Source organism: uncultured Campylobacter sp., assembly GCF_937980635.1.
In the GTDB taxonomy this organism is placed as follows: domain Bacteria; phylum Campylobacterota; class Campylobacteria; order Campylobacterales; family Campylobacteraceae; genus Campylobacter_B.
Window position 1 is genome coordinate 1 of record NZ_CALJPG010000018.1, and the last position, 14,087, is coordinate 14,087.

General features: G+C 47.2%; 8 protein-coding genes, 1 tRNA gene and 2 rRNA genes. 3 read left to right on the forward strand and 8 right to left on the reverse strand.

What is annotated here, in order from left to right:
* The 3 genes from Q0460_RS03615 to Q0460_RS03625 all read right to left on the reverse strand — a co-directional run.
* Positions 1-3,198: ribosomal RNA gene (locus tag Q0460_RS03615) — 23S ribosomal RNA — on the reverse strand; the annotation flags it as partial.
* 656 nt (positions 3,199-3,854) lie between these two features.
* Positions 3,855-3,930, reverse strand: a tRNA-Ala gene (locus Q0460_RS03620).
* A 336-nt stretch (positions 3,931-4,266) separates the two neighbouring features.
* Positions 4,267-5,779 (reverse strand): 16S ribosomal RNA (locus Q0460_RS03625).
* Between the two features lie 772 nt (positions 5,780-6,551).
* On the opposite strand from Q0460_RS03625, the gene Q0460_RS03630 reads away from it, so the two are divergent.
* Both Q0460_RS03630 and Q0460_RS03635 read left to right on the forward strand, forming a co-directional pair.
* The gene (locus tag Q0460_RS03630; RefSeq protein WP_298953122.1) at positions 6,552-7,076 is read left to right on the forward strand and encodes a DUF4149 domain-containing protein; all 525 of its coding nucleotides are present in this window, start codon (positions 6,552-6,554) and stop codon (positions 7,074-7,076) included.
* The gene (locus Q0460_RS03635) at positions 7,066-7,461 is read left to right on the forward strand and encodes a YbgC/FadM family acyl-CoA thioesterase (RefSeq protein WP_299084995.1); all 396 of its coding nucleotides are present in this window, start codon (positions 7,066-7,068) and stop codon (positions 7,459-7,461) included. Before Q0460_RS03630 ends, Q0460_RS03635 begins: the two co-directional genes overlap by 11 nt.
* Before the next feature lie 480 nt (positions 7,462-7,941).
* Here Q0460_RS03635 and Q0460_RS03640 read toward each other — a convergent pair whose 3' ends face one another.
* The 5 genes from Q0460_RS03640 to Q0460_RS03660 are packed head-to-tail and all read right to left on the reverse strand — an operon-like array spanning position 7,942 to position 12,964.
* A complete protein-coding gene (locus tag Q0460_RS03640; protein WP_299084998.1) occupies positions 7,942-8,607 on the reverse strand; it encodes a uracil-DNA glycosylase in 666 nt (221 codons plus the stop codon).
* 7 nt (positions 8,608-8,614) lie between these two features.
* A complete protein-coding gene (prmC, locus tag Q0460_RS03645) occupies positions 8,615-9,415 on the reverse strand; it encodes a peptide chain release factor N(5)-glutamine methyltransferase (RefSeq protein WP_299085001.1) in 801 nt (266 codons plus the stop codon).
* Positions 9,402-10,610 (reverse strand): M48 family metallopeptidase, encoded by a 1,209-nt coding sequence (locus Q0460_RS03650; RefSeq protein ID WP_299085004.1) that lies wholly within the window; start codon positions 10,608-10,610, stop codon positions 9,402-9,404. Before Q0460_RS03650 ends, prmC begins: the two co-directional genes overlap by 14 nt.
* Before the next feature lie 5 nt (positions 10,611-10,615).
* Positions 10,616-12,568 carry a ribosomal protection-like ABC-F family protein gene (gene abc-f, locus Q0460_RS03655; RefSeq protein WP_299085008.1) on the reverse strand — a complete coding sequence of 651 codons (1,953 nt, stop codon included), beginning with the start codon at positions 12,566-12,568 and terminating at the stop codon, positions 10,616-10,618.
* 48 nt (positions 12,569-12,616) lie between these two features.
* Positions 12,617-12,964 carry a hypothetical protein gene (locus Q0460_RS03660; protein ID WP_299085011.1) on the reverse strand — a complete coding sequence of 116 codons (348 nt, stop codon included), beginning with the start codon at positions 12,962-12,964 and terminating at the stop codon, positions 12,617-12,619.
* A 43-nt stretch (positions 12,965-13,007) separates the two neighbouring features.
* Between Q0460_RS03660 and Q0460_RS03665 the strand changes: the two genes are divergently transcribed.
* Positions 13,008-13,736, forward strand: a complete 729-nt coding sequence (locus Q0460_RS03665; RefSeq protein ID WP_299085014.1) for an alpha/beta hydrolase-fold protein — start codon at positions 13,008-13,010, stop codon at positions 13,734-13,736.
* The last annotated feature ends 351 nt before the right edge of the window (positions 13,737-14,087 follow it).

Consider the following 14,087-nt stretch of genomic DNA (forward strand, 5'->3'; position numbering starts at 1 on the left):
AGCCCCAGGATGCGATGAGCCGACATCGAGGTGCCAAACCTCCCCGTCGATGTGAGCTCTTGGGGGAGATCAGCCTGTTATCCCCGGGGTACCTTTTATCCTTTGAGCGATGGCCCTTCCACACAGAACCACCGGATCACTAAGACCGACTTTCGTCTCTGCTCGACGTGTATGTCTCGCAGTTAAGCTGGCTTTTGCCTTTATACTCTGCAAGCGATTTCCAACCGCTTTGAGCCAACCTTTGTAAGCCTCCGTTACATTTTGGGAGGCGACCGCCCCAGTCAAACTACCCACCAGACATTGTCCTACCTAAGGATAACTTAGGCTAGTTAGCTACCCGAATAAAGAAGAGTGGTATCTCAACAATGGCTCATCGTAAACCGAGATCTACGAATCAAAGCCTCCCACCTATCCTGCGCATCTTTATCCAAGTAGCAGTGTCAAGCTATAGTAAAGGTCCACGGGGTCTTTCCGTCTTGCCGCGGGTAGGAGGAATTTTCACCTCCACTACAATTTCACTGGATCCCTCTTTGAGACAGCTCCCATCTCGTTACGCCATTCATGCAGGTCGGTATTTAACCGACAAGGAATTTCGCTACCTTAGGACCGTTATAGTTACGGCCGCCGTTTACTCGGGCTTCGATCAGATGCTTCGCAAAAGCTGACATCATCAATTAACCTTCGAGCACCGGGCAGGCGTCACACCCTATACATCCTCTTACGAGTTAGCAGAGTGCTGTGTTTATGGTAAACAGTCGGGAGGGACTCTTTGTTGTAACCTTCTTCGCTTACGAAGTAAATTCTTAACGAAGCTAGGCACACCTTATACCGAAGATACGGTGCTATTTTGCAGAGTTCCTTAAAGAGAGTTCTTCCACGCGCCTTAGAATACTCATCCCACCCACCTGTGTCGGTTTACGGTACGGGCGATATCAGCTAAACTTAGAAACTTTTCTCGGCTCGATAGTATCATGGATTCTTCATCTACTCCGAAGAGCGTCAGAAGCCTTTCAGATCTCGGATAAAGAGTTACGGATTTGCCTATAACTCAACCTACTTCCTTAGACTAGCACTTCCATCCGCTAGCTCCACTAACTTTAAGCGTCCTTCCGTCGCACACTGATATCGGTATCGGAATATTAACCGATTTTCCATCGCATACCCCTTTCGGACTTTGCTTAGGACCCGACTAACCCTACGATGACGAGCATCGCGTAGGAAACCTTGGGTTTACGGCGAATACGATTCTCACGTATTTTATCGCTACTCATGCCTGCATGCTCACTTCCAACCGCTCCACCGCTCCTTACCGGTACGGCTTCGACGCTGATTGGAACGCTCTCCTACCACTTGCACTTAATGATTTATACTTTTCTTGCGGCTTTGTTCAAATTTAAAACTTAAGATATTTAAGAATTTATCCGATGTCTTAAAGTTTTGTTTGTCTTTCTTCGCTTCTTGGTTGTTAAATTTTAAATATCTAAGTTGGGATTTTAAAATTCTAAAAAATTTTAAAATTAACAAAGTTCGAATTCTTTAAAATTTGAATATAGAAAGCGAAGTATTTTGGATGAGAAATTAATGTTGTAAAGATTTTTTCAATTGAGATAAGGCTTTTAGCCTATCGATTGAGAAAAAAATCGAACTCATTAATTTATCGCCAAAAGACGAGCTAGTATAAATGATTAAGTGCAAGTCTAAAGCTTCGGTACTCATTTTAGCCCCGTTATATTTTCCGCGCAAAATCACTAGACCAGTGAGCTATTACGCTATCTTTAAAGGATGGCTGCTTCTAAGCCAACCTCCTGGTTGTTTCAGTAACTTCACATCGTTTTCCACTTAAATGAGATTTGGGGACCTTAGCTGTTAGTCCGGGTTGTTTCCCTCTTGACGACGGATTTTATCACTCGCCGCCTGACTGCCGTGGTTACGCTATAAGTATTCGGAGTTTGATAGGGTTTGGTACATTGGTGTATGCCCTAGCCCATTCAGTGCTCTACCCCTTATAACTACTACACGACGCTATACCTCAATATATTTCGGAGAGAACCAGCTATCACGATGTTTGATTGGCCTTTCACCCCTATCCACAAGTCATCCGGAGCCTTTTCAACGGCCGTCGGTTGGGTCCTCCACCGGCTCTTACACCGGCTTCAACCTGCTCATGGATAGATCACATCGTTTCGGGTCTGCAGCATCTGACTAATCGCCCTATTAAGACTCGCTTTCGCTACGGCTCCGGGTTTCCTTAACCTCGCCAGACACCACAACTCGCAGGCTCATTATGCAAAAGGCAGTCCATCACACTGTGGATCTGTTTCAATACTAATCTTGGATTGTCTTATCTTGTTTGATTTAAATTTTAAATTTGATCTATTTAAATTTGATCTATGGTTTGAAATTTTGATTTTAGAAGTTTTATATCTCTTAAAATTCAATTTTAATCCGATGATTTATAAAAAAATTGTAAAAACAAGATATACCCGCCTAAAGGCGCGGTATTTTGGATGAGAAATCAATGTTGTGAAGATTTTTTCGATTGAGATAAGGCTTTTAGCCTATCGATTGAGAAAAAATCGAACTCATTAATTTATCGCCAAAAGACAAGCCGTCTTTAATATTCAAACAGACCCACATAGTGCTCTGAATGATTGTAAGCAAACGGTTTCAGGTTCTATTTCACTCGGCTCACCGCCGTTCTTTTCACCTTTCCCTCACGGTACTTGTACGCTATCGGTCTAGTAGTAGTATTTAGGGTTGGATCGTGGTCGACCCGGCTTCAGACAGGATTTCACGTGTCCCGTCCTACTCAGGATACCGCTAAGTAAGGATGTGATTTCATATACGGGAGTATCACCCTCTATGCCTAACCTTTCCAGATTGTTCTATTATCAGATCCTAGTCTATGTTGCGGTCCTACAACCCCACTAGTAAACTAGTGGTTTGCCCTATTACGCGTTCGCTCGCCGCTACTAGCGTAATCTCTATTGATTTCTCTTCCTGCGGGTACTTAGATGTTTCAGTTCCCCGCGTTGGCTCCATTAATGGTAACACATATCGCTATGTATTGGGTTGCCCCATTCAGAAATTCCCGGATCAAAGCCCCTTGACGGCTCCCCGAGACTTATCGCAGTCTGGCACGTCTTTCATCGCCTCTACTAGCCAAGGCATCCACCGTTCGCTCTTAGTAGCTTACCTTTTTTAGTACTTCTCGCAAGAGCAAAGCTCTTGCTCCGACGGGGAGCGCAAGCGCTTCCCCACCTCACCTAAAGCACAGCAACGCTTTCGGCGTTGCCGTAAAATTTCCATTAAAGCAAATTCTAAAGCTTTGTTTCGGATCATAATCGGTAAAGAAGTTATTAGATTTATTTATATATTCTAATTCGCATTACTTCCTTGCTAAAGATAAAATCGATCTAACTAAGTATTTGGTCTACGGATAAGAGCTTTTAAATATGCTCCATCTTTAAAACCGAAGCGTTAAATTTATTCTATAGTATTTGATTAATTCGAATTAAGACGGAAAGAGATCAAACTTATAAAGTAAGTTAAGCTCTATAAGCGTGTATTGATCTTAGCTTTTAGCTTTGGATAACATAAAAAGCTAAAGGCTTGGCATCACTTCGAATAATCAAAGCTTTAACAAGTCCTGTAAAATTGTTTTATTAAAACTTGATTGTGACTTTAACAATGGTACTTTAAAGAACGTTTAGGCTAAACCTAAATAGAAAATTTTAAGTTATGGTAGCTTGATCAAATTTGTTAAATTTAACAAACCGATCTGATTGGGTAAAACCGAGTTAAAATTCTCTATTTAGATCTAACATCAAATTAAATATGGCGCAAATATCTTATGGTGGAGAATAGCGGGATCGAACCGCTGACCTCCTGCGTGCAAAGCAGGCGCTCTCCCAGCTGAGCTAATTCCCCATCTTCGTTTATCTTTTTCCTTATACCTCGTCAGTTTTACAAAAATCGGCGTCGCATATATCTAATACGCTCCTTGATTTTCTTAAAACTTCCTCGTCTAAGAAAAAATCTAAACAAATCTATTTTAAAAATATAAAATAGATTGTATTAAGCAGTTAATTCTTACTTCAATATATTAAGGAAAATAGCTTATAAATACAAGACTAAAATTTTAATCTTGTTCGTCAATCTCTCAAACCTAAACAAGCTCGATTGAGCATGCTTAGAGCTAAACATATGTTAGCGCTAAGGCTTTATGATAGATACCTTGTGAGAGGATATCTATTTGTACTCTAGAAAGGAGGTGATCCAACCGCAGGTTCTCCTACGGTTACCTTGTTACGACTTCACCCCAGTCGCTGATTCCACTGTGGAGGGTAGCGAATTTCGCATTCCCGCTTCGAGTGAAATCAACTCCCATGGTGTGACGGGCGGTGAGTACAAGACCCGGGAACGTATTCACCGTAGCATGGCTGATCTACGATTACTAGCGATTCCGGCTTCATGGAGTCGAGTTGCAGACTCCAATCCGAACTGGGACATATTTTTTAGATTTGCTCCATCTTACGATATTGCGTCTTATTGTATATGCCATTGTAGCACGTGTGTCGCCCCGGACATAAGGGCCATGATGACTTGACGTCGTCCACACCTTCCTCCTCCTTACGAAGGCAGTCTCATTAGAGTGCTCGGCCGAACCGTTAGCAACTAATGACGGGGGTTGCGCTCGTTGCGGGACTTAACCCAACATCTCACGACACGAGCTGACGACAGCCGTGCAGCACCTGTCTTAACATTTCTGCAAGCAGACACTCTTCCATCTCTGGATGATTTGTTAGATATCAAGTCCGGGTAAGGTTCTTCGCGTATCTTCGAATTAAACCACATGCTCCACCGCTTGTGCGGGTCCCCGTCTATTCCTTTGAGTTTTAATCTTGCGACCGTACTCCCCAGGCGGTATACTTAATCCGTTAGGTGGATTACTGCCGTGACTAGCACAGCAACAACCGGTATACATCGTTTAGGGCGTGGACTACCAGGGTATCTAATCCTGTTTGCTCCCCACGCTTTCACGCATTAGCGTCAGTTAAGTTCCAGCAGATCGCCTTCGCAATAGGTATTCTTCTTGATATCTACGGATTTTACCCCTACACCAAGAATTCCATCTGCCTCTCCCTTACTCTAGATTATCAGTTTCCCAAGCAGTTTAACGGTTAAGCCGTTAGATTTCACAAGAGACTTGATAATCCGCCTACGCGTCCTTTACGCCCAGTGATTCCGAGTAACGCTTGCACCCTCCGTATTACCGCGGCTGCTGGCACGGAGTTAGCCGGTGCTTATTCGTTAGGTACCGTCATTATTCTTCCCTAACAAAAGGAGTTTACGCTCCGAAAAGTGTCATCCTCCACGCGGCGTTGCTGCGTCAGGGTTTCCCCCATTGCGCAATATTCCCTACTGCTGCCTCCCGTAGGAGTTTGGACCGTGTCTCAGTTCCAATGTGACTGATCATCCTCTCAGACCAGTTACGCGTCATAGCCTCGGTAGGCCGTTACCCCACCGACTAGCTGATACGATATAGTCTCATCCCTTGCCGAAATTCTTTCCCGATTTATCTTATGGTAAAAAGGAGTATGGAGTATTAGCAGTCATTTCTAACTGTTGTCCTCCAGCAAGGGGCAGATTAGCTATATATTACTCACCCGTGCGCCACTAAATTTAAAAGAGCAAGCTCTCTTAAATTCCGTTCGACTTGCATGTATTAGGCACGCCGCCAGCGTTCACTCTGAGCCAGGATCAAACTCTCCATATTTATACTTCTCGCAACGGCAAAGCCGTTACTGCGAGCGGGAGCTTTCGCTCCCTGCACCCACCTAAAGCTACAAAGATTTGCAAAAAACAAGTTTTTCACAAATCATAAATTTCTAAGGATAGCATTAAAAAACCAGAGCTTGGCTCAGGTTTTATTCTGCGTCTTAAATTTAATCTATGATTTAAACTCTTTATACTTATACAGGTAGATACGATTATGAAGTTTTTAATCTAAAAACTTTATGTTTGTAACATTGTTTTTATGAACTTAAATCCTTTAATGGATCTAATCCATAGGCTCAATCGATCACTTGTTTAGATTTCAAAGATTGACTAAAGATATTTGTTTTTAACAGTTAAAATTTTAAAAAACGCGTTCGCTAAAAGGCTAAAACTACTAGGACTTAAGAGTTAAGAAAGCAGGTTCGGCTCGGTGCGAAACAGAATTGTAATTATACAAGAGCGATGCTTAAAGGGGGCTGAATAAGCAAGAGAAATTTTAAAAAACGATTTTGGAAAATTTTATAATGAAATTTTATGCTTAACGCGCCTGGCACAAATTTCATCTCCAGCCTCCGTAAAAATTTTATAAATTTCGCAAACGACCGCATCCAAACTAAAATTTCATAATACCGCGATATGCCGCAATTCGCGACCGCCGACCGCATCCATTCGCGCATAAAACCCGCTTGCAAAAAACTTAAGCGCACGATTATAAGATTTCGCTATAATCACGTCCGATTTAAAATTTATCAAAATTTAAAAGGACCTTTATGCGCGCAATTTTTTCTATCTATATCTTCATCATCGCAGCCCTTATCGGCATCGAGCTCTCGCTCGGCGCACTCGTAGCGCCGGTGGTATTTTTCCCGCAGCAGATTATCGGAGAGGGCGTGCTATCGCACTTTCAAAGCGGCAAGCTAATGAGCGAGATCTTCGTAAAATACGGCGGCATCCTCATCGCAGTCTCGGTCATCTGCCTAGTTTTTGAGATGATAAATTTCAACAACAACAAATCGCAATCCTTTCGCTTGCGCCTTTCGACCTTGATGCTGACGCTCGTAAATATCATACTTGCCCTACTTTTCGTGCTTTACTTTACCGACTACGTCATAAATGCCCAGAAGATCGGTGCAGAAGCGACGATGACGCCGGAATTTGCCCAAATCCACGCGGCTAGCGAATGGTGCATGAAACTCATCATCGTGTTTCAAACGGTTCTGTTTTTCGCAAAAATCCTCCCCGCCCTCGCCACAAAAAAGGCAGCACCGGAGCAAAGCACAGCCGATGCAGATTAAAATTTACTACGAAGATACCGACGCGCAGGGCATCGTGTATCACGCCAACTACATAAAATTTTGCGAGCGAGCGCGCAGCGAGGCGCTTATGCAGGCAGGAGTGGACTTCGCGCGCGCAGACGCATACTTCGTAGTTAGCGAGCTTTGCGCTAAATTTCTCCGCCCCGCGCACCTCGGCGATACGCTTGAAATTCGTACGAGTCTAGCCGCGCTCAAAAATGCCAGCGCCCTTTTGCGGCAAGAAATTTACAAGATCAAAGATATTAAAAATGCGGATTTTAGCGAGCTTTTATACGCGCAAGACGTAAAGATCGCCTTCGTAAAAGACGGCAGGCCGATCAAATTTAGCGCCGAAATTTTAGAATTTTTCAAATCTTTGAGATAAATTTATTTCGCGGATTCAAATTTGCCTAGTCGTGCGGTGCAAACATAGCGCAGACCGGCTTTTTGTCGTAAAATTTAAGAATATACAGAGCTCTTAGGCGAAATAAAATTTGCAGGCGAGATAAAATTTTACGACATAGAATTTCGCTCGGCATTGAGGTTTAAATTTTAACGCTACGCCGCGACGTAAGCCCCTCACACACCCGAGATAGAAAGCAAAATTTAAAATATCGGAATTTTGCAATGGCGTTAAATTTTACCTTGCTCCGCTCCGCCGCTTTATGAAATTTTATCGCTCTTAAATTTAAACCCGCGCAGATCGAGTCTGTGTTTTACTCCGCTAAAATCCCGCTAGTCCGTAAAATTTAAGCAGGCTAAATTCGCCCCGTCTGCTCGCTCGTCGCAATGAAAATCGCGGCGTCCGCGCAAAAAGCTGCGCACAAAATCAAAATAGCACGCAAAGAAAGCGCCAAAATGCGCCTCACAGCAGCTCTTTTATCTTTTGCAGATCCTCTTTGAAAAGCTCCGCCTTGCTCGGATTTTGCGCGATGAATGCGGGATCGAAGCTCGGCACGAAGCTAATGCCGCCCTCGTTAAAGACCGAGCCGTGCAGCGCGTCCATGCCGGCTAGATCGCCGTTTCGCAGCACGATTTTACAGCAGAGCTCCCCCAGACAGAGCACGACTTTGGGTTTTAAAATTTTGATCTCATCGGTCAGATACGGCGCGCATTTTAAGATCATTTCCGAGCTTACGCGCCTATTTTGCGGCACCGCGCACCTTATCAAAAAGCTAAAATAAATTTCTTCCGGGGCGCAAATTTGATCTAGCGCTGCTTCAATCTCAGCCTCCAAGCCGCTGCCAAAACCTTCGTTAGCGCCCGGTGCGAGAGCTACGATCATAAGTTTTACGTTCGCGGGGGTTTTAGAATTTTTAAAATTTTTGATAGTTTTGAAATTTTTAAAATTTTGCTCGCCGCTTCCAGCTCGCGTTTTGGCAAGCTCGCAGAGATTGCACTCGGCGGTAGCAGATTTTAGCGAGTCCAGCGCCTTGAAAAATCGCGCGCCGCCGCTTAAAATTTCGGCGCCTACGTAGCGGTAACCGAACGCTTTGTAATAAAGCAGTCTGCGTAGTTGCGAGCTTTGCACGGCGCGCCTACGATCTGTTTAAATTTCGCGCGACGAATCCGCGATCAAACTGCGCCAAATCTTTATAAAATTCCGCCCTAAAGCCCTGCTCGCGCAAAAACGCCGATAGGCTCTGCTTTTGATCGTAGCCCATCTCGCAGGCTAGAAATTTTGCGCGCCGTGCGGCGATCAGCACGATGCGTTTTAAAATTTCATCCCCCCTTTCGCCGCCAAACAGCGCCGCCTTCGGCTCTTGCAGCACGCGCGCATCCAATGCGTAGGAGTTTGCGATGTATGGCGGATTTGAGACGATTAGATCAAACTCGCCCGCGATCTCATCCGCGTAGGCGCAGTGTACGAACTCGACGTCAGCGCCTAAGCTTGCAGCATTTGCGCGCGCCACCTCAAGTGCATCCGCGCTGATGTCGCTAGCCGCGATGCGGCAAGAAGGAAGTAGCTTTTTTAAGCAGATAGCGATTATGCCGCTGCCCGTACCGATCTCGCAAATGCGCGGCTCGCCCAAGCTCTGCGCCAAAGTAAGAGCTTTTTTCACTAAAATTTCGGTCTCGCAGCGCGGTATCAGCACCCGCTCGTCGACGTAAAATTTAAAGCCCATAAACTCGCAGCTTTGCGTGATGTATTCAAGCGGGCGGCCGTCTTTAAATTCAACGATCTTGGCGCGAAATTCCGCTTCATGCACGAGCTCCTCCGAGCATCTTAGCACGAGCTGCTCGTCACTAAGTCGCTCGCAAAGTTTTAAAATTTCGCGCGCGACGTATTTTGAGCCGCACTGCCCCAAGCCCCATCTTAGCGCCTCAGTGATCCTCATCAAGCTCTCTTATGCGCTCATACAAGCTCGGGTGCGAATGATACACCGCGGCGTAAATTTTATGAGCGAGCGGAAACGCCTTGTTTTCGCTGCCCAGCTTCTTTAGCGCGCCGATCATGCTCTTTTTATCCTGCATGCTGGCGCCATGCCGGTCCGCGCTAAATTCGTGCATGCGGCTAAGCTTGCAGATTACAGGCTCAAAAAACGCATGCAAAATCGGCGCAAACAAAATCATAAAAACCAGCGTCGCGCCGCCGCCCGCGTTAAGCCCCAGCGCGCCGAATACGCCTGCGGGGAGGTTTCCGAATACCGCAGACGTCGCGCCCAAAAGCACGAAGCTAAGCGCTAAATTTTTCAAAACATCGCCATGTTTGAAATGCCCGAGCTCGTGCCCTAAAACGGCTAGAATTTCATCCTCGCTAAGCTTTTCGATGAGCGTGTCAAAAAGCACGACCTTTTTCGTCGCGCCGAAGCCGCCGAAATAGGCGTTTAGGCGCTTGTCGCGCTTGCTCGCGTCGATCGTAAAAACGCCGCTACTTTTAAAGCCGCAGCGCTGCAAAAGCCCCTCTATGCGCTCTTTTAGCTCGCCGTGCTCTAGCGGCTGCATCTTATTAAACAGCGGCGCGATAACGGTCGGATAAATTAAATTTATCAGTAAAACTACGCCGAAGCTTAGCAAAAAGCCCCAGACCCACCAGTGCGCGCCCAGGCTATTTACGCAAAAAACAAGCGCAGAGGCTACCGCGAAGCCGAAAATTAGCGTGAGTACGAGCGATTTTAGCGAGTCTTTTACGAAAACGGCGGGCGTTATCGTGGAAAAGCCTAGGCGTCTGTCTTTGACGAAGGTTTTGTAAATCTCAAGCGGAAGCGATATCGCGCCGCCGATGATTAAAAACGCCGTCACAAAGCAGCTCTGCGCAAAAATCCCGTCGCCAGCTAGATCATATATCGCGCGCTGTAACGCGCCAGCGCCCGCAAGTATCCAAATAAGCGCCACCGCAAAAGAAAAGCAGTGCGAAAATATATTAAATTTTAAATTTACCGCACCGACCTCGCCCGCCTTGCGATAATTCTCCTCGCTAAGCACCACCGCAGGCTCTTTTAGCTTGGCGCGGATGAAGCTTAGCTCGAGCAGATCGAGCGAAATTTTATAAATCGTGTAAAGCACGTATAAAAAGATCAAAAACCAAACCATCGCGCCTACTTTAGGCTCTCGGCGAGCGAAAGCACTTCGTAATATTCATTTTCCATACTGTTTAACGTTCCTCTTTTTTCTTCAAGTTCTTCAAAAAGCCCCTGCATCCCGAGCTTTTGATAAATTTCAGGCGTCGAGAGCGCGTGATTTAGCTCTTTTATACGCGCCTCGATAGCCTCGATCTTAGCGGGGTACTCTTCTAAAATCTTATTCTGTTTGTAGCTAAGCTTCGCGGTGCTCGTTTTCTCCTTTTTGTTTTCGCGGCCGCTCTCCTCCGCGCTCGCGCTCGCGCCAACATCGGCCTCGATCTGATCAATCTCCGCCATCTCGTCTTCAAACTCCAGATACTGCGAATACGGCATTTGAATTTGATCGATCGTGCCGTTTTTTTCAAAAACCCAAAGCTTATTTGTAATCTTATCGATGAAATAGCGATCGTGGCTTACGATGATGACGGCACCTTCGAAGCTTAGCAGATAATCCTCCAAAATATTGATCGTCGCGATATCAAGATCGTTCGTCGGCTCGTCCAAAATCAAGCAATCGTACTGCTCGGTAAAGAGCTTGGCAAGCGCCAGGCGGTTCTTTTCGCCGCCGCTAAGCACGCCCACGGGCTTATCTAAAAACTCCTTCGGAAACAAGAAATTTTTCAAATACCCATAGACGTGCATGTAGCTGCCGCGGACGCTTATGTGATCGCCGCCGTTGGGGCAAAAAATTTCGATTATGCTTTTATCGTCCGTGATGCCGCTGCGAGTCTGATCGAAGTAGCCGATCCTGATCTCGCCGCGTTTGATCTCGCCCGCATCGATCTTGCTGCGGCCGAGTAGAATTTTAAGCAGAGTGCTTTTGCCCGCGCCGTTAGCGCCTACGATGCCGATGCGCTCGCCCTGCAAAACCCGCGCCGAAAAGCCTTTAAAAAGCACCTTGCCGTTTAAAATTTTACCGATATTCGTGCATTCAAAAAGCATCTTTTTGCGATTGTCGCCGCCCGTGCCGTTAAAGCTCCTGCTCGCGCGCTCCAGCTCGAGCCGCACGCGACGGATCGCGCCCGGGTTTTTCTTCGCATCCTGTCTCATCTGCATGATGCGCGCCTTGCGCCCTTCGTTGCGCTTTAGGCGAGCTTTTACGCCGCGGTGCAGCCACTCTTCCTCGGCGCGCAGCTGTTTAAGTAGCGTCTCGTGGGACTTTTCGAGCGAAGCAAGCATCTCCTGCTTGCGCCTCAGATAGTTCTCATATCCGCCGTCGAAATTTGAAATTTTACCCTCTTCGATCTCGATACTGCGCGTCGCCAAGCGGTCGATGAAGTAGCGATCGTGGCTGATAAAAACGATCGTCTGCTTCGAGCCAAGCAGCATCTCCTCTAGAAATTTCACCATATAGACGTCTAGGTGGTTCGTAGGCTCGTCCAGTAGCAGCACGTCGGGCTTTTTAAGCACCAGCGCGCCCAGCGCCACGCGACGAATTTCGCCGCCGCTAAGCGTGCAGACGGAGCGGTTTTCGTAAATTTTAAGTCCGAAATTTTGCAGCACCTGCTCGATCTTATTGTCGATCTGCCAGCCGTCCTTAGCCTCGATAAATTTAATCAATTCGTCTTGGCGCGCTAAAAGCTCCTTGTTTTCGGGCTGTGCGGCGATTTCGCTCGAGATCGCGTCGTATTCGCTAAGGGCGGCGTAAATTTCAGCTAGCTCCCGCCTCAGCGCGTCTTTGACTGAGAGATTTTCGTCAAATTTAGGCGTTTGAGCGAGCATCTGGATATTTAGCCCGTTTTGAGTGATCACACGCCCCTCGTCGGTCTCGCACAGACCCGCAATTATCTTCATCAGCGTGGATTTGCCGCCGCCGTTTTTGCCGATCACGGCGACGCGCTCGTTAGCGTCCAGTGCGAAATTTACGCCGTCTAAAACGACGTGAGAGCCGAATTTTTTCGTAACATCAATAAGCTCGATCAAAGCCAATTTTAAGTTCCTCTAGTGTTAAATTCGATAATTTTACACAAAATTCTATTAAATTTTAATAACTTCTAAAGGTTTAGCGATGCAAAGTTTGGAATTTAGCGGCTTGCGCGTAGAAATTTTCGCCCCGCACGCGCCGTCTTTTGCGTCAGCCATGCGCGCGCAACCCCTCAGATCCACGCCGGATACCCTGCCCGACACCTCTGCATCCGCTCGGATTGTCTCGTTCGAGCTTGGTACGCCTCCCGCGCAGGATGATCCACCTGCCGTTTCGTTCGGTCTGTCCGCGCAGGCTGCTTCATCTGAGCCTCCCGCGTCTGCAGTACCGAATACACCACTCGTTATGCCCATCGCGCCCGTTTCGCGTTCCTCTCTTGCCGCGCCTAAGACACAAGCCATTCAACCCGCTGCGTCGTTCGTGTTAGATACTAGACCAGAATTTATGGCGGCCACCGACTCGATTTCGCCCGCGTCATCGATGCTGAATACAGCGCTCACCGCGTCCGCACAAACCGCCTTGCCCCGCTTGGATGCCGTGCCGATCATCTACCTGCACGCCTTGGACTTTTGCGCGGCCAGCATGGGCGAAATTTACGAGCTCGTCTCGCGACGAAGCGACGCGGATTTCGTGCTCGCAGCGATCTATCTAAACGAGGCGCAGTGGGGCGATAAGCTTAGCCCGTGGGCGGCAAAATCGCCGTTTAAGGGGGTGCGCGATTTCGCAGGCGGCGGCGCGGCGCACTTAGAAAAATTTACGGACGAGCTGATCCCGCGTATCGAGCGACACGTATTCGGCGCGAGAAAGCCTGCGTGGCGAGCCTGCGCGGGATACTCGCTGGCGGGGCTTTTTAGCGCGTATGCGGCATTTGCGAGCGATAAATTTCAAAAGATCGCCTGCGTCTCGGCGTCGTTTTGGTTCGGCGGATTTGACGCCTTCGTCGCCGCACACTCGCTGCAAAGGGGGCTGGCGCACGTCTACGCGTCCTTGGGCGAGGCCGAGATGAACCCGAAAAATCCGCGCGGAGCACTCTGCGGCGAGACGGCGCGAAATTTCATCGCAAAATGCCGCGGCGCGGGCGCAAAAGCGGAATTTGAGCAAAATCCTGGCGGGCATATGCAAGATGAGATCGCAAGAATTTCAAAGGCGCTTTTAAGCCTCGTAAACTCCTAAAATTCGGGTAAATTTTAAAATTTAGCGGGGCGGGCAATTAAACGGCAGTTGCGACAAAACAGGAGCGGCGAGAGATTGAAACAAACGAGCCGAAAGGCGGCATCAAGCGTAAATTTAAAGCGAGCCATCGTTATAATTTCTCGCGCAACGGTCTTTTTGTGCGATGCAATGAAATTTAAAATACCTCCGCGTTAAAATTTCAGAGCATGAGCGATGCGACAAGAATGGCGCACCGCAATTCGGCGCGAATGGTACAGCGCATCGTCGGTGCTTTAGCGACTTTTGGATAAGTGTGATATCGTTTTAGCGTAAATCATGCGACGCGGCGCCGATGCGGCATAGGCGGCGTGG

Coding starts and splice junctions, on each gene's coding strand:
- Q0460_RS03630 (WP_298953122.1), top strand. CDS start 6,552: ATGCGCGCAATTTTTTCTATCTATATCTTCATCATCGCAGCCCTTATC.
- Q0460_RS03635 (WP_299084995.1), top strand. CDS start 7,066: ATGCAGATTAAAATTTACTACGAAGATACCGACGCGCAGGGCATCGTG.
- prmC (WP_299085001.1), bottom strand. CDS start 9,415: ATGAGGATCACTGAGGCGCTAAGATGGGGCTTGGGGCAGTGCGGCTCA.
- Q0460_RS03650 (WP_299085004.1), bottom strand. CDS start 10,610: ATGGTTTGGTTTTTGATCTTTTTATACGTGCTTTACACGATTTATAAA.
- Q0460_RS03660 (WP_299085011.1), bottom strand. CDS start 12,964: ATGGCTTGTGTCTTAGGCGCGGCAAGAGAGGAACGCGAAACGGGCGCG.
- Q0460_RS03665 (WP_299085014.1), top strand. CDS start 13,008: ATGGCGGCCACCGACTCGATTTCGCCCGCGTCATCGATGCTGAATACA.